The sequence below is a fragment of the Arcanobacterium hippocoleae genome, assembly GCF_040360365.1.
Lineage (GTDB): Bacteria > Actinomycetota > Actinomycetes > Actinomycetales > Actinomycetaceae > Arcanobacterium_A > Arcanobacterium_A hippocoleae_A.
Genome location: NZ_CP136412.1, coordinates 1,042,759 through 1,062,644 on the forward strand (window position 1 = coordinate 1,042,759; position 19,886 = coordinate 1,062,644).

Consider the following 19,886-nt stretch of genomic DNA (forward strand, 5'->3'; position numbering starts at 1 on the left):
GCAAAAGCGGCAGCCCAAGCAGTGATTGCACGTGCAAAATCAGCGAATAGCCCGGATTATCTTGCGCTGAACGAAGAACTGCAAGCAACTGAAGCAAAACTTGACGCAGCACTGGAGCAAGTTCGCGAAGCAGAAGAAATACGGGCACGTTTAAGCGCGAATACAAATGCCGCAATGCAAAGTGCGCAGATTGCAATTTCCGAAGCAGAAGATTTCATTAACCGATACCGCTCCGGCATAGGTGCAAACGCCCGCACTTTACTGGCTCGCGCCAAAGAGTACTATAACCAAGCCGGAACAGTTCCATTGGAAAATCAGATCACTTTGTATCAAAACGCAAATTCTGCTGCCCGGCAAAGCATTAACGCAGCTGAGCGAGCAATAAATAACCACGGCACGCATCGTGATTTCGGCTCCCGCGGCGGTTCAACCGGCGATTTTCTCGCCGGCATGATTGTGAGTTCCATACTTGACGGAATCTTCGACGGCGGAAACCGCGGAGGCAGCAGCGGATTCGGCGGTTTCTCCGGCGGAGATGGTTTCTCCGGCGGAGGCGGTTTCTCTGACGGCGGCAGTTTCCGGAAGGGATTCTAAAACACCATATTCAGTAAATTCGCCAAACGCCGAAAAACTAAAATAAAATGTGGCACCAAGCACTTTTTCGGTAACATCTATCACGGATACTGCTTAACCAATGACACTTTATTACGAAAGGGAAACTAATGACTGAAAAGCAATCAATCCTCGGACGTATCGGGCAGCTTGCACGCGCAAATATCAACGCCCTGCTTGATCGCGCTGAAGATCCGCAAAAAATGCTCGACCAAATGGTTCGGGATTACACCAACTCAATCGCTGAAGCAGAAGACGCAGTAGCTGTCACCGTCGGCAATCTGCGCCTTGCTGAAGCCGACTACCAGGAAGACATCAAGTCTGCCCGCGAATGGGGTCAGAAAGCTGCTGCTGCCGTAAAGAAAGCGAAAGAGCTTACCGAAGCCGGAAATTCTGACGGTGCCGCAAAGTTCAATAACCTTGCAAAGGTTGCACTCGAACGCCAAATTTCCGCAGAAAATGAAGCTAAAACCGCGGAGCCGCTAATCGCATCACAAGAAGAAGTGGTCGCAAAGCTCAAGGATGGTCTCACCAAGATGCGGAGCAAGCTTGATGATTTGCGCAATAAACGCGATCAGCTCGTAGCCCGCCAGAAATCTGTAGCGGCACAAAATCAAGTTCAGAAAGCTATGTCCTCAATTAATGTTCTCGATCCGACTTCCGAACTTGGCCGTTTTGAAGACAAGATTCGCCGCGAAGAAGCCTCGCTGCAGGGCGGGCAGAAATTTCCGCTGCAGCATTTGAAGATCCTTTTGCCGAACTTGAAATTTCTACCGCCGATGCAGAAGTAGAAGCGCGTCTTGCTGCGCTTACTGCAGGAGAAGAACCGAAGACAATCGAAGGACGCGATTTCACATCATACTAATTTTAATTGCCGCAGCACATAGCAGCACATAATTCAGCACTATTGCTGCGTGATTGAAATTGATTTAACTCTGAAGCGGTTGGGATAGCCGGCACATCCCAACCGCTTATATTTCGCTAAAGTTGAAAAGCAGCTCCGAAAACCGAATCGTGCCGCTAATAAGTGTACGATTCAACTATGAATATGATTTATTTTCTTATTGATGGTGAAAACATTGATGCCACTCTTGGGGTAAATATTCTCAAAAGATTCCCGCGCGGCGAAGAACGCCCCCGCTGGGATCGGGTACTTCGTTATGACCCGTGGAACGAATACGCTCACAACAGTGAAACCAAAAATATCGAACTGCCCGAGATTTCCAAAAATGAAGCGAACAGCAGTTCAATAGCTGCCGATTCGCAAGAACAGCACCATGTAACTCCGGCGATTTTTACAAACAGCATCCATCACGAGCAGAAAAATTATCTCGATCCGAATTCAGATAATTATCAAGAAACTGCTGAGACTGCCGCAAATACTGAAACTGCTGAAATAACCGCAAAGTATGAAACAGATTCCGCACAAAATCCGGCAGCAAAACCAGATGTCCGCGGGCTTTTCTTCCTAAACGCCTCCCAGCGTGTTGCAAAAAGTTTCGTGCAGGCACTTCTTGCCATCGGCTGGCAGCCAATCCTGCTCACTTCCGAAAATCCGGAACTGAAGATTGTCGACATCGGCATCCAAAAACCATTGAAGCAATTGTGCAGGAAAAACCGACAGCAAAGGTAGTAATCGCTTCACACGATGTAGACTACTTGCCGCAAATCGAAATGCTGCTAGATGCCGGGCATGATGTTGCAATACTTTGCTTCCGTGAATATCTTTCACTCTCACTTGCAGAACTCGAAGAACGCGGTCTAAAGATTATCGATCTTGAATACGATGTAGATGCATTCACGATTCCGCTATCCCGCGTATCTACAATCGATATTGACGAATACAACCCATACGAATTCATCTAGCATCCGCAGTTAGCGATGCAGCAACGTATTTTAACCGGATTCTGAAACAGTAATTTTTCAGAATTCATTATTCTTCCGAATTTGAAATATCTGGATTTATCCCTTTGAAAGATTCGAATCATTTCGGACGGCTAATAAAAATTCCGATTCAGGAAACTTTCAGAAAAGAGTTTAAAATGACCCTCATGGATGGAAAAAAGCACCTGAAGCGAAGATTCTCGTAGTTGACGACGAACCGAATATTCGTGAACTTCTCTCGGTTTCGCTGAAATTTGCCGGATTCGAAGTTGCGACAGCACAAGACGGAAAACAAGCGCTGGAAATTGAAAGCAAGTTTGCCGCAGATCTGGTTGTACTGGACATTATGCTTCCCGATATGGATGGTTTTGAAGTACTTCGCCATCTGCGCGAACGCAACTACCAGCTGCCAGTACTTTTCTTAACCGCAAAAGATGATGTCCAAGATAAAATTCAAGGCCTGACAGTGGGCGGGGATGACTATATCACTAAACCATTCTCACTTGAAGAAGTAATTGCTAGGATTCGTGCAGTGCTCCGCCGTACACAGCCAGTTACCGACGAAGCTTCAATTATCCGTTACCTTGATCTTGAATTGAACGAAGATTCCTATGAGGTAACACGTGCCGGGCGCTCTGTTGACCTCTCCCCGACAGAGTTTAAGCTGCTCCGCTATCTGATGGAAAACCAGGAACGTGTTGTCTCAAAAATTCAGATTCTCGATCACGTCTGGGATTATGCGTGGAACGGCGAAGTCTCAATCGTCGAATCGTATATTTCATATCTCCGCCGGAAAATAGATTCCCCAGAATCACTGGGAATTACCGATCCGGAGGAAGCTGCACGTATCGTTCCATTAATCCATACCAAACGCGGAATCGGTTATGTGCTGCGCGAAAATAAGTAAAATGCCTGCGGCAGGCAACAGTGAAAATCCAAAGTTTGCTGATATACACTTGAGAAGTTTTGAGCATCCCGAAATATGAACAATTCAAAGACGACTGCACATCGAAACCCAAAATTCTACCAAACGCTGTCTTGGAAGCTGGTTTTGGTTTTCATCGGCATGCTTTCCGTGGTATTAGTCGGTCTTTTAGCGTTGGTTGCGGTCACGCTGAAATCATATCTCATGAATGAACTAGACAAATCGCTTACTTCTTCCGGAAAAATTTTCGCTTCCCAAACTGTTGACCAACTAATTACCGGTTCCCAAAACCAGATTCTTCCATCAGATTTCTATTTCCGTATCGATTTATATGGAGCTGGTTCAGCGCAGTTAGCACATCCAACTGTTATCCAAAACTATGGCACTCCGGCTAACTCCGAGATACTTCTGCACACAGTTGACCCAAACCCGCGTACTGTTATGGGAACACATACCGATATTCCGTGGCGAATTATCACGATTAAGCTCACTTCCACAATCACCGGAAACACTATCGGCACCCTGCTGATTGCACACCACTTGCAGAATGTGTATGCGATGGTCGACAGCGTAGTGCGGATTATGGCGTTCCTCTCTGCAATTATTGTGCTTTTCGGGGCTTTCTCTGCATATATTTCAATCCAGCTTTCGCTCCGCCGGCTGCGCGATATCGAACAGGTAACTCACGCAGTAGCGGCCGGAGATTACTCAGTACGAGTACCGAGCCTGACGCAAGACGAATCTGAAATCTCGCTTCTCGGCAGTTCCATTAATGAAATGCTGCGGGCAATTGAACAATCTTTTGAGGCAAAGAAACTTTCCGAACAAAATATGCGGCGCTTCGTTTCCGATGCTTCCCATGAGCTGCGCACACCGCTCGCAACTGTTCGCGGATACGCTGAACTTTACCGTTTGGGCGGTGTTCCTGCTGAACAGGTTCGCCACGCTTTCGAACGGGTTGAATCGGAAGCATCACGAATGGCGAATCTTGTTGAAGATCTCCTGCAGCTTGCGCGGCTCGACGAAGGCCGGCAACTGCGCTTCACGCAAGTCGAGTTAGTCTCAACTGCGATGAACTCAGTGGCAGATTTCCTCGTGCGGTCGCCGAACCGTCCAGCATCTGTAATTTCACTTTCGGGGCACGAACTCGAACCAATCGTCATCAATGCCGACCAAGATCGAATCACACAACTAATCACGAATCTCCTCACCAATGTGATTACACATACACCCGACGGCACTGCCGTGGAAGTAGCGGTTGGTGTCAAAGATAAATCTGGTAAAGATATTGAGCCACATACCGATCTTACAAAAACTGCAGACTGTTATGCAGTGATTGAAGTCCGCGATCACGGACCGGGTATTAACCCAGAGGATAGCGAACGAATCTTCGAACGCTTCTACCGTACAGATTCTTCACGGTCACGCGACTCCGGCGGTACAGGGCTTGGTTTAGCAATTGTCGCCGCAATTTGTGCAGCACACGGCGGTTCAGCACGAATTCTGCAAACTCCCGGCGGCGGTTTAACCGTACAAATGAAATTTCCGTCGTTATTAACGAAAGCGACGGAAAAGGCGCGCTGTATTGCCGAGTCTGAAGGTACAATTTCAACTCATCTGCCGTCGCAAGTACAGGCAATCATTACTGGAGATTACAAAGTAGAATAGCGGAGCAGGCCTCCGGGCTGCAGCCAGAGAACCGGTTTAATCCGCAGGATTAGCGCTTTCCTGCGTGAGCATTGCGGCGATGTGTGCGCGGATTCTCTCCGTGAATTCTTCAGCATTTTCTCCCGAAAGTGCCCGCATTGGCTTACCGATATATAACGCCACCTCAGGATGGTTTAGTTTCGGAAAAGATGCCCCTACCGGCATTGCTTCGCTGCCGCCCGCCATTGCGATCGGCAAGACCGGCACATCAAATTTGATTGCAAGAGCAGCTGCTCCAGGTTTGAATTTTCCAAGGCTGCCATCACGCGAACGAGTTCCCTCCGGAAAGAGCAAAATCGGAATACCATCCCGCAGCAGCCGCCCCGTCATCCCGGCAGCAGCACCTGGTTTGAGTGTTTTCTTCCCCGGACGCTCTACCGGATAAGTGTTAAAAAATAGCGAAGTAAGCTTTGAAATCCCTCTCCGACGGTAAAAATAATCAGCTGCAGCGCCTGTTGCAAGATTCTGCGTGACATTATTTGGGAGCAGCGAAAAAACCATCGGCGCATCAAGATGTGACGTATGATTACCGACCACCACGAATGCGCCGCTCAGCTCGGCAGCATTTTCTGCACCTTCAACTTTTGTCTTTAATAAAGTTTTGATTGTCGGTCTGGTTACAATTGCCCGAACTGCTTTGCGCATATTCCGTTTCACAGCGCTATGGTAATCAGCGAGCGGGTGAAGCTGCTGGCTCATTCTTTGCATTCCTCCCCAGTGTTAACGCCGACCCTTATTTAGTTTACGCCCAATTTTCCGAAGCACACTATCTGGTAAATGTTTTACGAATAATGAGATGAAGCGAATTTTCCGGCCGGGAATAACAGTTGGCTTGCCTGCTTCCGCACCAGCTAATGCTGCGGATACAACCTCGTCGGCTTCCATCCAAACCCAATTCGGCAACGAACTATTTGATACACCGGTGCGTGAATGAAATTCTGTATGCACCCAGCTTGGAAGAAAAGAGACCACATGCACTCCAGTGCCTTCAAGTTCGGTATAGAGCGAATCTGACCAGAACTTGAGCATTGCTTTAATTGCCGAGTAAGCTCCCATCGGAACAAGCGCCGCGAACGATACCGTCGAAATGATTAAACCAGATCCGCGTTCTTTCATCGCAACAGCCGCAGCACCGCCAAGTTCCATCGGGGTAAGCGCCATCAATTCTGCACTGCGCCGGATACCGGAATAGTCGGTAGATGTCAGCCGGTCATAGCAGCCTGCCCCGGCATTGTTAATAAAGACCGTAACCGGCTTTGCCGAATCAAGAAGACGTGCCTTCACCTGTAAAAACCTTCTTTTTCAAGCAAATCGACGGCAATATATTCAACATCAACACCGTATTGTGTTTTGAGACGGGCTGCTGTTTCTGCAAGCCGCACTGCATCACGCGCAACAAGCACCACGTCAAGCCCGCGTTCAGCAAGCTGCCGGGCGAAAGCATAACCAATCCCCGAAGTACCGCCCGTCACTAATGCCCGTCCGGAAATTTCAACGCTCCTGCTTTTGCGGGAAGATCCGGCGATATTATTTTCCCGGCCAGCGTCCAACGCATTTTCCAATACGTTTTTCGATGCAGTTTTTTCCGTATTTCGGGCTGGTGTCTTCCGGATTAGCATATCCCGAATAGATGCAAAACTCTTTTCACACCATAAATTACCGCTTTTTTCATACACAATAAAATATCGCGAAAGTTTGCTGACATAGAATTCTCAGATCCGAGTTGATAGCTTTTCTTCACTCTACTAACTTAAAACAGTTCCCGGCCAAAAGAAATTGGAAACGGTATCATTCTTGGTACCATCTTACACATTCATTCTGAAATCAGGGCAGATTTCCTGCGAAATATAAGTATCCACGGAAATCCGCAGCGATACATTTTTAAAATATTTCATTCGCGAAATCCGGCAGCGTCGAGAAAAGTAGCTGCCGCGCAGCTTTCGGTATAGGATTTGTTTCGTCTCGTCTCTGGAGGATTGATGGAATCGAAAGACACCCCGCAGTGGGTATCACAAAGTTTTCTCCGCAGTATGCTGAATGCTGGAGCTGCTGCTTCCCGCGAAAATATTATTGCCTGCTGCGATGATTTGATTCGCGCATGGTGCGCTCCCGGCAGATTCGAGCACGGATTCCAACATTTGCTTGATATGCTTTCGCGTGTAGATTCACTCGCACCTGAAACCCCTAATGCTGATTTGGTCCGAATTGCGACATGGTTTCACGGAATAGTATTTTCAACCTCAGATATAAATGTGTACACACGCAATGGCGGTGAAGACGAACATGCCTCAGCTCGGATGGCTGAGGAGAAAATGACTTTGCTCGGTTTACCCCGTGAATCTATTCAGGCGGTAAAAAAGCTAATCATCGGCTTAAAGAAACGCGGAATTGACCGGAAAACGGCAGAAATAATTCCGCCCCTTACCGAAACACATCTTTCTTCTGATACACACAATATGACTATTTCTGAAACCGGCGTGTTTGAAGCAATCGATATGGATCAACACGCATTATGCGATGCTCATCTCGGGGCGCTTGCTGTGGAACCGCAGCGATATCGGAAATATTCTCTGCGAATCCGTGAAGAATACGCACACATTCCGCTAACCCATTTTCTCGCCGCACGAATTAAGATTGTGCAGCGTCTCCTTGCGCGGAAAAAACTTTATATGTCTCCTTTAGCCAGTTCTTGGGAGAATATTGCCCGCCAAAATTTAACCGCAGAGCTTGACCAGCTCACAGCTGAGCTGGTACAGGTACGGGAAAGCGGGAATATACAAATCGCTGCAGCTGTGAGCAGCACAAATCATCAAAATCGCAATAACGGCGAATCCGTTCCCGAATCTGCTGTTCCGAATTCCGCCGCATCTGGTTCAATCGCATCTGGAAAATCCGGAATCACGTCCGCCGCTCCCGCGTTGTTCACAGCTGAACGCGATATTGCAAATCTAACTCCGGATTCACTTAAAGACGCTGCTGAAACCGGCACAACCCGCACAAATCCGGCTGTGCCGAATAATTCAGATTCAGAAAAGCCGTTATCAGTATCTTCTGAGTATGAAACGGTACAGTGCATAAACGGAAATACGCTCGTCCGAAAAGCTGTGCAGGCGCCGCTTTCCTCGCTTGAAGTAATCGATGAAGATTTCGACCCGAAACGTTCACCGAAGATTATCAAACCAAAATTTTCTTCCGGCACCCCAGCTGATTCCGCAGAACCAGCTAAACATGGAATTGAAGCTGAACCGGATTTTTAAACTGAACACAATCTCCTGTTATCGAAAGTTTGCTTTCACGTCTGCTTTCACATTTGCTTTCGACTTTGTTTTCGCATTTGCTTTGATCTGGTTCAGCTTGAAACGAATCAAATATTAACCCCGAGCAACTTGCATTAACTTTAGTCGCTCGGGGTTGGTTTACTCAGGTTGAAACCGCAGCAGTGCAAACCAAAACTAGTCAAGCAGCGCCGTGCGGACGATTGTCTGCTTGCGGCCCGGACCAACACCGATTGAAGAAATTCGGCATCCCGACAGTTTTTCCAGTTCAAGAATATAATTCTGTGCATTCACAGGCAGATCAGCAAAAGTTTCACATCCAGAAATATCTTCACTCCAACCTGGGAAATATTCATAAATCGGCTTCGCGTGATGCATCGCGGTTTGCGAATCAGGCATATCGTCTACGCGCTCGCCGTCGATATCGTAAGCGACACAAACTGGAATCTGTTCCAGCCCAGTGAGCACGTCAAGCTTGGTAATCACAATATCGGTGAGTGAATTAACCATCGTGGCATAACGTGCGACCACTGTGTCATACCAACCGCAGCGACGCGGCCGCCCCGTGGTTACGCCATATTCGCCCCCAACTTCACGCAGACGCTCGCCGTCGGCATCAAAAAGTTCCGTCGGGAACGGACCTTCACCAACGCGCGTAATATAGGCTTTCGCCACACCAACTACGCGGTCAATACGGCGCGGCCCCACACCTGAACCGGTACAAGCGCCGGCTGCCGAGCAAGAAGAAGAAGTGACGAACGGGTAAGTGCCATGGTCAATATCGAGCATTGTTGCTTGGCCGGCTTCGAACGCAATCGTTTTGCCGGCATCGAGCGCGTGATTCAGCTCCGATGTGACATTCATTAACATTGGTCTTACACGATCCGCATAAGCAAGCAGCTCTTCAGAAATTGCCGCTACATCGAATTGTTCGTCAAGCAAAGATTCAAGCATAACGTTCTTTTGTGCGAGGGCGCCTTCCACTTTTTGCCGCAAAATCGACGGGTCAAATAAATCTTGAATTCGAATCCCGATACGATTCATTTTATCTGCATAGGTTGGCCCAATACCGCGCCCGGTGGTGCCGAGTTTGCGCTTGCCGAGCATCCGCTCATTTACTGCGTCCATTTTCTTGTTGTACGACGGGATTACGTGCGCGTTCCCGGAGATTCGCAGCCGCGAAGTATCAATTCCGCGCGATTCAAGATCAGCAATTTCTGCGAAAAGAACTTCCAAATCTACAACTACACCGTTGCCGATTACCGGAGTGCAATTCGGGGTGAGAATACCGGCAGGAAGCAGGTGGAGTGCGAATTTCTCTCCATCTACCACTACCGTGTGTCCGGCATTATTTCCGCCGTTGAATTTAACTACATAATCTACTTGCGTCCCGAGCTGATCCGAAGCTTTACCTTTGCCTTCGTCGCCCCACTGTGCACCGACAATAACTACTGCTGGCATTTAAATCCACGCCCTTCTGCTTCCAGAGGTTTTTACAAATCCTTACGGTTAGCAACCGATTTTATTGGTAAAACGGACTCGAAAAGAACAAGTGGCGCTTTACTTTCCAAGTCTAGAAGATGCGGTAGCTTATCACAAGTCTTTGGCAAAGCGCACAACGCGGAAAATTATCAGCGGAGACGGCATTTTCGCCGTGCTCTTGGGTTATTTGCTGCTTTCGCCTGGAAAGATTTCACGGTTAATCCGTAACAGACTGGTATATCTTCACTGCATTTTTACCGCTCGGCATTAATCGGCTTAACCGCAGCTTTTATCACCCAAAGCTCGCCGAATCTGAACTAAATACGCAAGCGGGAATCCGCGGAGATTTCGCTCCGAAGAATTCCCGCTTGCATGACTCTTGAATTGCTTTGTTTCGCAAAAGCTGCGAAACATTTCAATCATGTTTCAATCATTACAGCAGACGTTTAATTTTTCGCGATCGTAATACTCCATTGCGCTTCCCCAACTTGCCGGAAATCGACTACTGGATATCCTGCCTGCGCAGCCCAGGCAGGAATTGAATCCGTTGCTTGAGTGCAGTCAAAATCAATCTGCAGTAAATCTCCCGCATTCAGCCCGGCAATCGCATTTTTCGCTTCAACTAATGGAAATGGGCAAACCTGCCCGAGTGTATCAAGCCGATAGGTATTACCATTTCCGCCCGCAGCTATCGGAGTTACTTCTTGTTTTTTCCGTTTTAATTTTAAAAATCCCATTACTGCCTCACTATTTTTCACTGGATTTTTCAATGATTCTTTGATTCTTTTCAATAAATTCGATTTTCAGTCAAATAACTTAACCGTGTTTCTTCAAATGTATCCGCACACGCATAAGTGCTCAGACGGCAGCCGCAAATGCAGCCGTCAATGCAACTGCAAACGCAGCCGCACTGCAGTAAAAATCTAACTTTGCACTACTAATTTCACTTGTGCAGTTTTCTGCGGCTGAATCAATAATTTTGCGCCAATCCCTACTCCGATAAAGGTAAACAACAGTGCAGCCCAGCCTTGCCACGAAAACAGTGCAGTGTAAACCAGCGAATTCCCAATCGAGCATCCGCCAGCAATTGCAGCGCCTATTCCCATCAAGCTTCCGCCCCAAATTGCCCGCACGACGGTTTTCGCATCAGGCACGCGGATTTTGAATTCGCCCGAAAGTTTTGCCGCCAGATACGAGCCGGGAATTATTCCGAGCACAAAAAGCATCCCCCAGTCAATCAGCTGCGTATTTCCTGTTGTCAGAAATGCAATGATATTTGCCGACGGTGTTGTGACCCCGAGTCCAGCGGCTCTTCCCGTCGCTTCCGAGAGCGGATAAGCTATTGCAGCTATTATTCCAACCGCGAGCGCAGTGGCGTTTGGACTCCATCTCTTTTCAAAAAGCAGATGTGCGATACCGCTTCTTTTTGCTGGTAATGCGGCAATTTTCGCCGTCTGCTGATGTTGGCGGTAAAACAGGTAACTCACGAAAATAGCGAATGCAATTACGAGCACCCACGGCGAGATTCCGAATGTGCCGTAAATAGTATTTTCGGAAAGTTCGTAGCTGCGCGCTGAGTGCTCAAGAGGCTGCCCGATTCCGTGTTTCATTACCGCACTTGAAAAAGCGTAGAAACCGAGTGCCACCCAAGAGCCAACAAGTCCTTCGCCGCTGCGATAATAGGTGCCGGTGGCGCACCCGCCAGCAGCCACGATTCCAATACCGAAAATCAGTGAACCGCCTGCTACTGCGAGCGGGGCGAAAGCTTCCAGTGCGGGATGAATTAAATCCAAACTTACGAAAATCTGCACGATTACTGCTTGCACTGCAATTGCCAGGAGAAATGCTTTCAGCCAGCGGGTTGCACCGGAAAGCCAGACGTCACGAAAAGCGCCAGTTACGCAAAAGCGTCCGCGCTGGAAAATAAAACCGAGAATAAGCCCAATAATTAAGCCGGAAAGTAACATTTTTAACCTTTGAATCTTTGAAATTTACGTTTCAAAATGCACTGAGATGCATTTTGCGAATTGTGATCTGCCAGGAAACGGATAACGGCTGCAGCGCGCCGCATCTGATTTGCCGGATCCGTATTTTGTAATGATTACGCCGAGCTGGAATCTGAAGTAGTTTGCAGTGAAACACTTAAAACACTAATCGCACAGTTATTTGCCTGAGACGTATTTGCCTGAGACGTATTTGCTTGACTCGTATTTGCCTGACATGTATTTACATGACTCGCGAAAACTAAAATCTGCAAAATCAAGCCGAAATATTCGATACTTCCGCGATGAAAGCGGTAATTTCTACAAAGCTATAAGTTTGAGCACGATTTCGGACGCGCAATTAACTGCTTTCCGCAAATAGCAGCGAGTGTATTATGGCGAAGCTGCTGCTTCAGATCGCCAAGCTCGGCATGGTACAGCTATCAAAACAGCAACAACACATCAATACGCCGAAGTTAGCGGCGGATGCATGCTGTGCGAAGATAGCCATTCGATACCCTTTCAAGATTCGGGCTTCAGCTGGCTGCAAAATTAGCCTGCCGTGCAGTATATGCACATTCTTCTGCATGTATTTTGATTTATTCATTTGCATATTTGCATATTGCATACATGCCTAGGCTGAAGCGCTTTGGATGAGAATGATGGTAGCAGAGAAAAAGCTGAATAAAAAGTTGACGATTTTTGCTTATGTAAGCCAAAGCAAATCCTGCTGCCAGTTACGTTGGTTTCTGATCGGGTTCGGGATTGTGCAGTAGTTTTGGTATTTTCGGCAAAAATAAAATTAGCTGCAGAGTGGGGTTAAATCCACTCCGCAACTAATAGTTTTAAATTATTTCAGCAGAATCTGAAATCTGGAATGCGGAACGTAAAAACGCTGCGCAGAAAACCTTACTTCATCTTCTTACCGATGGAACCGAGACGTTCGCAAGCTTCTACCACGCGGGCAGCCATGCCAGCTTCTGCAGCCTTGCCCCATGCGCGCGGATCGTACTTCTTCTTGTTGCCAACTTCGCCGTCAACCTTCAACACGCCTTCGTAGTTGGTCAGCATCCAGTCAACTACCGGACGGGTGAATGCATACTGCGTGTCGGTATCAACGTTCATCTTGATTACGCCGTTTGCCACTGCGGTTGCGATTTCTTCGTCAGTAGAACCAGAGCCGCCGTGCATCACGAGATCGAATGGACGCTTGTCAAGACCGAAGTGAGCTGCAACTTCTTCCTGAATCGTGCCGAGGATTTCCGGACGCAGCTTCACATGCCCTGGCTTGTAAACGCCGTGTACATTTCCGAAAGTAAGAGCGGTGATGTAGCGGCCGTTTTCTCCCAGACCAAGTGCTTCCACGGTCTTAATACCGTCTTCGGTGGAGGTGTAAAGCTTTTCGTTGATTTCACCGACTACGCCGTCTTCTTCACCGCCGACAACACCGATTTCAACTTCGAGAACCGTCTTTGCAGCTGCCGCCTTTGGCAGGAGACGCTTTGCAACTTCGAGATTTTCTTCGAGCGGAATTGCAGAGCCGTCGAACATATGAGACTGGAAGAATGGATTGCGCCCAGCCTTGACTTCTTCAATTTCCAGATCGATGAGTGCTTCGGTCCAGGTTGGAAGATTATCCTTGGTGCAGTGATCGGTGTGAAGTGCGACGGTTACGTCGTAATTCTTTGCAATTTCACGCGCGTAAGCAGCCATTGCAAGCGAACCTGCAACACGATCCTTCACGGTGGAACCTGACCAGTATTCAGCGCCGCCTACGGAAACCTGAATAATACCGTCGGACTCTGCTTCTGCAAAGCCTTGAATTGCTGCGGTGAGCGTCTGGGAAGACGTCACGTTAATTGCTGGGTATGCAAACTTGCCATCGCGGGCGCGATTAAGCATTTCGTTATAAACCTCAGGGGTTGCAATAGCCACGGAAAAACTCCTTTGAATGGATTTTTAGAACAGTACAATTATTTCACTATTTTGCGTTTCATTCTAGGTCTTAAGCAATGTGCCGGCACGAATTTTCACATCTGGAAACCGGCGATCAGTTTTGTACAGATACCTGCAATCTCCTCCCACCCGAAAACAACTCACAAAACAGTACATTTACAAGCATTTTGCGGATATTTCGCAAATATGAATCTGCTGTGCAGAAAAGATTCCACCACAAAATATCTCCTGCACAGCACACCCAGATACACGAGCCAGATTTCTTGAAAAATCGGTTCCATTCATCTGAAACGTATTCATTAATTCAGTTTTTCGTTTATGCACCTATTCACACAATGTTGCACCCTGCCAGGTAACGATAGCGATTCCATTCTCGGTATTCACTACCTGCTCACCTTCGCTGCCTGCAGAAAGCGCACCGATCAGAACTTCATCTGGGCGACGGCAGGGGAAGAATGAATCACTGAACGCAATTTGCTTCGCCCCATCACGAGCCAGACACACTAAAACAGTCTGCTCTGAGTGTTCGCGGATAAAGACGATTGCATCTTCAGAAATATGAATCCAGCGAAGGCTGCCGAAAGCAATCGCTGGTCCGCTCTTGCGCAGATCTCCAAGTGTCTGCAAAAGCGGACGCAAATCAATCGCTTGCCCTGCGAGATCACCCCAAGGAATCGGAACTCTGCAGTTGAAATCTCCTACGCTTCCCAATCCGAGTTCGTCTCCATAAAGCACCATTGGCACACCCGGCATCGTGTAGCAAAGTACCATCGCCACAGCAGCCCGCACTGGATCTTGCACAATATCCATCAGCCGCGCAGTATCATGTGACGTAATCAAATTGAAAGAGGCAGCTCTCACGTTCCACGGGATTTGTGCCGAAAAATCTGCGGTAGTCTCCACGAATTGCAGACCCGATTGCGTAGTGACTGGCACTGGCGACCCCATAAAAATCGGCGCTTTCAACGTACCAACGAGCCATTCCCATACCGGACGGGTAAAACCGGCATAGTTCATTGCACCGTGGAAAGTTCCGCCGCGAATATCCTGCGCGAAATCATGTGCATGTTCCGCAACCAGTATTTTATCTTCACCAGCAGCGTCAACAGCGGCACGCAACTCCTCCGCCACACTCTCATACAGTTCACTGGTTCCAAAACGTCCAGTCATATTTGCAACGTCTATGCGCCATCCGTCCATATTAAATGGCGGCTTCAAATATTTTTGCACCACGCCATCTGGCCCAAACATCCGCTCCCGCAATTGCGGCGAATCATAGTTAAGTTTCGGTAGCGTCTCGACACCAAGCCAAGCAGCATATTTTCCGTCTTCTGCAAAGAAATAAAAATCTCGTTCAACTGAATCGGGATCAGCAACTGCTTTCTTGAACCATTCATGCGTTACCCCGTATGATTCGTGGTCAAATCACCCAGAAACCGCATTCCCCGCTGGTGGCATGCTTCAATTAAAGCAATCAGGGCTTCATCTCCACCCAGATTTGGATCTACATGCTCAAACGAATGAGCATCATAGCGATGCGAAGATCTGGCTTCAAAGAAAGGCGTAGAGTAAATCGTGTCAAAGCCCATTTCCTGAATATAGTCTAAATGCTCAATGACACCCCACAAATCACCGCCGAAAAGCTTCGTTTGCGCCGCGTCTTCATCCCACTCACTTGGATTTTCACCCAGCCACCCAGCCGACCACGCAGGTAAACCTCGCACTTGCGTTTGTGCTGAACGCGCAAACCGATCCGGGAATATTTGATAAACCGAAGATTGCAAATGTGCCAACGGCGCGAGCCCTGTAAGCCGAGCGCTGAAATCTGCATGATCTGGAATCGTGCGGTTCCAGATCCCTTCAGCATTGAGCCAAAGCATTTCCTTATTTTCAAAGGTAATCAGCCAGCGGTACGTAAAATGCGGAAGCTTCGTAAATACGTTCACTTCCCACCATTGACCGCTCATCCCAATACCCTCATTCGCAATCCGTTCGCCACGTGTAAACGACGGTTCTCCATCGATAAGTGTCCGGAGGAGTACATGGTCAATTGGTAAATCTGTGCCGCAACGGAGTCTAATTTTAAGATTCCAACCGTTAGCGACAGATTCTTTTGTGAGATATAAATCCGAAGCGTCATGATGTATCAGAATTTTATTCATTTTATTTTCCACTTCCCTGAGTCAGCCCGCCAGTAAGTTCATTTTGGAACAAGAAATAAATGACAACGACCGGAATAGACGCAAGCAAAGCTCCGGCACAGAATTGACCAAAGTAAACATTCCGGTCAGCCGTGAGCATCGCATTCAATCCAACTGCCAAAGTTTGTCTGTCAGCATCCTGCAAGAATAGCCCTGCCAACATGAATTCCGAATAAAACGAAACGAAAGAAAGAATAAATACCGTCACCAATATTGGCCGGGTAAGCGGCACAATAATCTGGAAAAAGAAACGCACATGCGAGATTCCATCAATCGCAGCCGCATCATCAATCTCGCTTGGGACGGTATCAAAATACCCTTTCAAAAGCCAGATATTTGCGCCCATTGAGCCAGCCGAATATGCCAGAATCAAACCCGTAGTTGTATTTAAGCCGATTTGCGGGATTACATCACCGATCTGATCGAAAGTCATATAAAGCGCAACGAATGACAATGTACCCGGGAACAGCTGAATCAACAACAGAAGCATCAATCCTTGCCGACGCCCTTTGAACCGCATGCGTGAAAAAGCGAACGCCGAAAGAGCTCCAATAAACACGGCAATTGTCGAATTTACTGTACAAATCACCAATGAATTAATGAACCACATCCCAAACGGACGCGAACTTGAACCAAGCAGCTCCTGAAAATTGTGCAAGCCAAACGCACGCGGAATGAGATCAGTAGTAGAAAGCGTGCCGGCAGGGTTAAAGGCTGCAGAGACAACGAAAATAATCGGGAACAATGCCCAAAACAAGGCAGCTAAAGCTGCCAGATGCAGCCCAAGAGAAGAAATCTTCCACGGTTTCTTTTGCGATACCGCATCCGCTCCAGGGCGTGAAAATTTTCGCGGCGCATTATCACGCGCAGAATCAATAGCAGTAGTTTTCATTGCTCTATCTCATTTCTTCCCAAGCTTTGGTTCTTCCAAATCCAATTGCACCCATTGCTGCAACGATAAAGAAGATCACGAGCGAAACCGCAGATGCGAGTCCATAGTCATTTCCAGATCCGCCAAATGCAATCCGGAACGCATAAGTAATCAACAAATCCGTAGCACCCACCGAAGTATTATTTCCAGTGAACGGACCACCGTCAGTCAAAAGATAAATCAAGCCAAAATTATTGAAATTGAATGCAAAGCTGGCTACCAGCAAAGGTCCGACCGCCACGAGCAGCAACGGCATCGTAATATATACTGCGCGTTTGAACTTTGAAGCTCCGTCAAGAGTGGCAGCTTCCTGAATATCATGCGGAATTGACTGCAATGCTCCAGTGCAAACAAGGAACATATACGGGAAACCTAACCACAAATTCGTAAGGATTACCGCGAACTTTGCAGCCGTCGGATCTCCAAGCCAATCAATATTCAAATTCAACAGCGTATTAATTAATCCAAATTCCTGATTAAACATTGAACGCCAAACTAATGCCGTCACAAATCCAGGAATTGCATAAGGCAAAATTAAGAGTGCTCTGCCGATTTTCTTTCCATGCAGCTGCTTTGAGTTAAAAATCAATGCAAAGAGCAGACCAAGCAAGAAAGTAGTCACTACTGACAAGAAAGCAAAAACTACATTCCAAATAAAAATTGACACAAACCCATTCCGGATCGTCGGATTCTCAATGATTCTTGCGAAATTCTCCCAACCAACCTGCTTATACCAGCCTTGAGCTAGCGTCTCTCCATCATCAGCTCGCCAGAATCCATCATCTGCAGCATAAACTTTGCCTGTTTCGAGATTTTTTATCACATCAGCCTGTGCGTCGTATTGCAGCGTTGGCCGCCCCTCGATTGCTGATTTGATGCCAAGCGGACGGATAATCCGATCTTCGATATGAATACTGAAAGTTTGAATATCTTTTCGTCCGCCAATATCTTTCGCCTGCAGAATCTTATATCCGGCAAACTCAGTTACTTTCCCTGAGCTATCCGTATCAACAAGATCTTTTGCTACCGGCTTCAGCGAATCCTTTGTAGCGAGAAAATATTCTGCCGTCTGCTCTTCTTTCAAAAGTGCATAAATATTTGTATCAGTTACATCATTTGAGCTGAGATACGTCAGTTCATATCGGCGTGAACTAGGAAATTCCTGAAACGAATCAGCTTCTATTTTTGCAATCGTTTCTTCTTTGGTCAGTAGATGCCCGTCTCCATAATTCGTGAATGAAATCAGCACCGTGAAAACTGTGGGCCACACTTGAAACGCAATAAGTAACACGATTCCTGCATAAAAGTATTTTGCAGGCACGAATTTTTTGACCCGTAAATTAGAAATGCAAAGAGCACAATGATGGAAACGATGATGATTCCAATCCAGCTGCCTTGCGGCAATAGCACCGTGATCACACCGGCTGCAATGATCGCGATCAGTGCAAGAATAACCCATTTTATAATCGCTGCAATTACTGCACCGGTAGTTTTATTTGCCAGCCTGCGTTCTAAATGCGCACGCCTCGGCTTTTGAACCACATCGTCCATTATTTGCCTTCCCTCATATTTCCGATTGCGGGGTGCCATTCCTCAAGCACAGCACCCCGCAATATCGGTTCACGTTAAATCTGCGAATTACTTCTTTGACTCCGCAATCGCTTTCCGAATTTCTTCTGCTGCTGCATCAAAGCGCGGACCAGGCTCCGCAGCTCCAGAAATCACATCTGCCGAGGCTTGCCCGAGAGGACCCCACACAGCATTCATTGCTGGAATATTCGGCATCGGAAGCGCATCTTTCCCGGCTTCGAACCAAGCGATAATATCCTTATCACTTGCGGATACCTTTTCCAGCGCAGACTTAAGCGCAGGCGCACGATGCCCAACGTTAAAGAGTTCTACTTGCAGCTGCTCATTTGGAAGCGTTTCAAGCAAAAACTCTTCCGCTACACCAGGATTTGCCGCGTGAGCAGATACGTAAAACATCTGGACACCTACGAATGGCTGCATTGCACCGCCATTCGGGACGGTAGGCAGTGAGCTGATGCCGTAATCAATTCCAGCCTTCTTCGCGCTTTCCACAGCCCACGGGCCAGAAATCATGTATGGAGTACGCCCTCAGCAAAGAGTGCATTAGCATTGTCTCCGGAGATATTTGTTGAGAGCACGCCTTCTTTACCAAGTTTTGCGAGCAGTTCAGCACCCATCTTTGATTCTGGTGAATCAACTATCACCTGCGTTGAATCAAACTGTCCGTCTTTAACTGCGAAAATACCGCCCTTGTATGCAGAAAGGTACGGATATGCATAGTAAGCATTTCCTGACTTTGATACTTCCTGGATCAGTACCCGATCAGTTTTTCCTTGATCTTGCAAAGCTTTACCATGCGCAAGCATTTCGTCAATACTCTTCGGAGCCTCTGGTGCCAATGCTTTATTCCGAATCAACGCAATATTCTCAACCGCATAGGGAAGGCCGTAAACTTTTCCTTCATATTTCGCACCTGTAACTGCGGTATCCGAGAACTTGCTCAGTATTCCGTCGCCCACGGAAAGCGGCTTCACCATACCATTTTGTACGAATCCGCCAAGCCAATCATGAGCGCCGATAATAATATCTGGACCTTTCCCAACTTTCGAGGCGGTTTCAAATTGTTTGCGCACATCGCCGCTGACCTGAATCGCAGCTTTCAATCCGCGTTCTTTTGCAAACTCTTCTGCATACTTCTGAATAATTGGCGCACGGTCGTTATCACACCAAATCACTAAATCGGCATCTGCACGCTGCAAATCTTCAGCTTTTTCGCTCTGCTGCTCTTCCTTTGGAGCGTCTGCATCAGTTTTCTTTTCCGCACCACCAGAGCAAGCTGCCGCAGTAAATATCAGTGCCGCTGCAGCCATTACTGCAGATACTCGTTTCATTGTTTTCATA

General features: G+C 47.5%; 16 protein-coding genes and 3 pseudogenes. 8 read left to right on the top strand and 11 right to left on the bottom strand.

Going from position 1 to position 19,886, the window contains the following annotated elements; genetic code table 11:
• Positions 1-21 precede the first annotated feature (21 nt).
• The 6 genes and pseudogenes from RQN30_RS05435 (at position 22) to RQN30_RS05460 (ending at position 5,089) form a co-directional block, all read left to right on the top strand.
• The gene (locus RQN30_RS05435) at positions 22-594 is read left to right on the top strand and encodes a hypothetical protein (RefSeq protein WP_353061590.1); all 573 of its coding nucleotides are present in this window, start codon (positions 22-24) and stop codon (positions 592-594) included.
• Between the two features lie 128 nt (positions 595-722).
• Positions 723-1,477: pseudogene (locus RQN30_RS05440) on the top strand (PspA/IM30 family protein).
• A 183-nt stretch (positions 1,478-1,660) separates the two neighbouring features.
• Entirely contained in the window at positions 1,661-2,245 is a 585-nt protein-coding gene (locus RQN30_RS05445) for a hypothetical protein (RefSeq protein ID WP_491608704.1), read from the top strand.
• Positions 2,218-2,478 (top strand): hypothetical protein, encoded by a 261-nt coding sequence (locus RQN30_RS05450; RefSeq protein WP_353061592.1) that lies wholly within the window; start codon positions 2,218-2,220, stop codon positions 2,476-2,478. Before RQN30_RS05445 ends, RQN30_RS05450 begins: the two co-directional genes overlap by 28 nt.
• 214 nt (positions 2,479-2,692) lie before the next feature.
• Entirely contained in the window at positions 2,693-3,403 is a 711-nt protein-coding gene (locus RQN30_RS05455; RefSeq protein ID WP_353061778.1) for a response regulator transcription factor, read from the top strand.
• A gap of 75 nt (positions 3,404-3,478) precedes the next feature.
• A complete protein-coding gene (locus RQN30_RS05460; protein WP_353061593.1) occupies positions 3,479-5,089 on the top strand; it encodes a sensor histidine kinase in 1,611 nt (536 codons plus the stop codon).
• Positions 5,090-5,125: 36 nt separating this feature from the next.
• On the opposite strand, the gene RQN30_RS05465 is transcribed toward RQN30_RS05460, so the two are convergent.
• Genes RQN30_RS05465 through RQN30_RS05475 form a run of 3 tightly spaced genes read right to left on the bottom strand, consistent with a single transcriptional unit; the run spans position 5,126 to position 6,690 of the window.
• Positions 5,126-5,827: a lysophospholipid acyltransferase family protein gene (locus RQN30_RS05465; RefSeq protein WP_353061594.1), complete on the bottom strand. Its 702-nt coding sequence runs from the start codon at positions 5,825-5,827 to the stop codon at positions 5,126-5,128.
• Between the two features lie 21 nt (positions 5,828-5,848).
• Positions 5,849-6,412, bottom strand: coding sequence for an SDR family NAD(P)-dependent oxidoreductase (locus RQN30_RS05470; protein WP_353061595.1), 564 nt, complete (start codon positions 6,410-6,412; stop codon positions 5,849-5,851).
• Complete coding sequence (locus tag RQN30_RS05475) at positions 6,409-6,690, bottom strand: SDR family NAD(P)-dependent oxidoreductase (protein ID WP_353061596.1); 282 nt, start codon at positions 6,688-6,690, stop codon at positions 6,409-6,411. The genes RQN30_RS05470 and RQN30_RS05475 overlap by 4 nt, the downstream gene beginning before the upstream one ends.
• Positions 6,691-7,107: 417 nt before the next feature.
• On the opposite strand from RQN30_RS05475, the gene RQN30_RS05480 reads away from it, so the two are divergent.
• Positions 7,108-8,385, top strand: a complete 1,278-nt coding sequence (locus RQN30_RS05480; RefSeq protein WP_353061597.1) for an HD domain-containing protein — start codon at positions 7,108-7,110, stop codon at positions 8,383-8,385.
• A gap of 195 nt (positions 8,386-8,580) precedes the next feature.
• On the opposite strand, the gene RQN30_RS05485 is transcribed toward RQN30_RS05480, so the two are convergent.
• From RQN30_RS05485 to RQN30_RS05520, 7 genes and pseudogenes are all read right to left on the bottom strand, one after another.
• Complete coding sequence (locus RQN30_RS05485) at positions 8,581-9,864, bottom strand: adenylosuccinate synthase (protein ID WP_353061598.1); 1,284 nt, start codon at positions 9,862-9,864, stop codon at positions 8,581-8,583.
• 467 nt (positions 9,865-10,331) lie between these two features.
• Positions 10,332-10,622: a sulfurtransferase TusA family protein gene (locus tag RQN30_RS05490; protein WP_353061599.1), complete on the bottom strand. Its 291-nt coding sequence runs from the start codon at positions 10,620-10,622 to the stop codon at positions 10,332-10,334.
• Between the two features lie 186 nt (positions 10,623-10,808).
• The gene (locus RQN30_RS05495) at positions 10,809-11,852 is read right to left on the bottom strand and encodes a YeeE/YedE family protein (RefSeq protein WP_353061600.1); all 1,044 of its coding nucleotides are present in this window, start codon (positions 11,850-11,852) and stop codon (positions 10,809-10,811) included.
• Between the two features lie 924 nt (positions 11,853-12,776).
• Positions 12,777-13,820 (bottom strand): class II fructose-bisphosphate aldolase, encoded by a 1,044-nt coding sequence (gene fbaA / locus RQN30_RS05500; protein ID WP_353061779.1) that lies wholly within the window; start codon positions 13,818-13,820, stop codon positions 12,777-12,779.
• 327 nt (positions 13,821-14,147) lie between these two features.
• A pseudogene (locus RQN30_RS12555) lies at positions 14,148-15,985 on the bottom strand (glycoside hydrolase family 13 protein).
• Between the two features lies 1 nt (position 15,986).
• Entirely contained in the window at positions 15,987-16,916 is a 930-nt protein-coding gene (locus tag RQN30_RS05515) for a sugar ABC transporter permease (protein WP_353061602.1), read from the bottom strand.
• 4 nt (positions 16,917-16,920) lie between these two features.
• Entirely contained in the window at positions 16,921-18,246 is a 1,326-nt protein-coding gene (locus RQN30_RS05520) for an ABC transporter permease subunit (protein ID WP_353061603.1), read from the bottom strand.
• A gap of 72 nt (positions 18,247-18,318) precedes the next feature.
• Here RQN30_RS05520 and RQN30_RS05525 point away from each other — a divergent pair, with 72 nt between their 5' ends.
• The gene (locus tag RQN30_RS05525) at positions 18,319-18,492 is read left to right on the top strand and encodes a hypothetical protein (protein ID WP_353061604.1); all 174 of its coding nucleotides are present in this window, start codon (positions 18,319-18,321) and stop codon (positions 18,490-18,492) included.
• A 101-nt stretch (positions 18,493-18,593) separates the two neighbouring features.
• Here the strand turns inward: RQN30_RS05525 and RQN30_RS05530 are convergent.
• A pseudogene (locus RQN30_RS05530) lies at positions 18,594-19,885 on the bottom strand (sugar ABC transporter substrate-binding protein).
• Position 19,886: the final 1 nt, after the last annotated feature.

Excerpts from the sequence above, each read along its gene's own strand:
- RQN30_RS05465 (WP_353061594.1), bottom strand. The coding sequence starts at position 5,827 with ATGAGCCAGCAGCTTCACCCGCTCGCTGATTACCATAGCGCTGTGAAA.
- RQN30_RS05445 (WP_491608704.1), top strand. The coding sequence starts at position 1,661 with ATGATTTATTTTCTTATTGATGGTGAAAACATTGATGCCACTCTTGGG.
- RQN30_RS05490 (WP_353061599.1), bottom strand. The coding sequence starts at position 10,622 with ATGGGATTTTTAAAATTAAAACGGAAAAAACAAGAAGTAACTCCGATA.
- RQN30_RS05495 (WP_353061600.1), bottom strand. The coding sequence starts at position 11,852 with ATGTTACTTTCCGGCTTAATTATTGGGCTTATTCTCGGTTTTATTTTC.
- RQN30_RS05515 (WP_353061602.1), bottom strand. The coding sequence starts at position 16,916 with ATGAAAACTACTGCTATTGATTCTGCGCGTGATAATGCGCCGCGAAAA.
- RQN30_RS05460 (WP_353061593.1), top strand. The coding sequence starts at position 3,479 with ATGAACAATTCAAAGACGACTGCACATCGAAACCCAAAATTCTACCAA.
- RQN30_RS05480 (WP_353061597.1), top strand. The coding sequence starts at position 7,108 with ATGGAATCGAAAGACACCCCGCAGTGGGTATCACAAAGTTTTCTCCGC.
- RQN30_RS05485 (WP_353061598.1), bottom strand. The coding sequence starts at position 9,864 with ATGCCAGCAGTAGTTATTGTCGGTGCACAGTGGGGCGACGAAGGCAAA.
- RQN30_RS05525 (WP_353061604.1), top strand. The coding sequence starts at position 18,319 with ATGGAAACGATGATGATTCCAATCCAGCTGCCTTGCGGCAATAGCACC.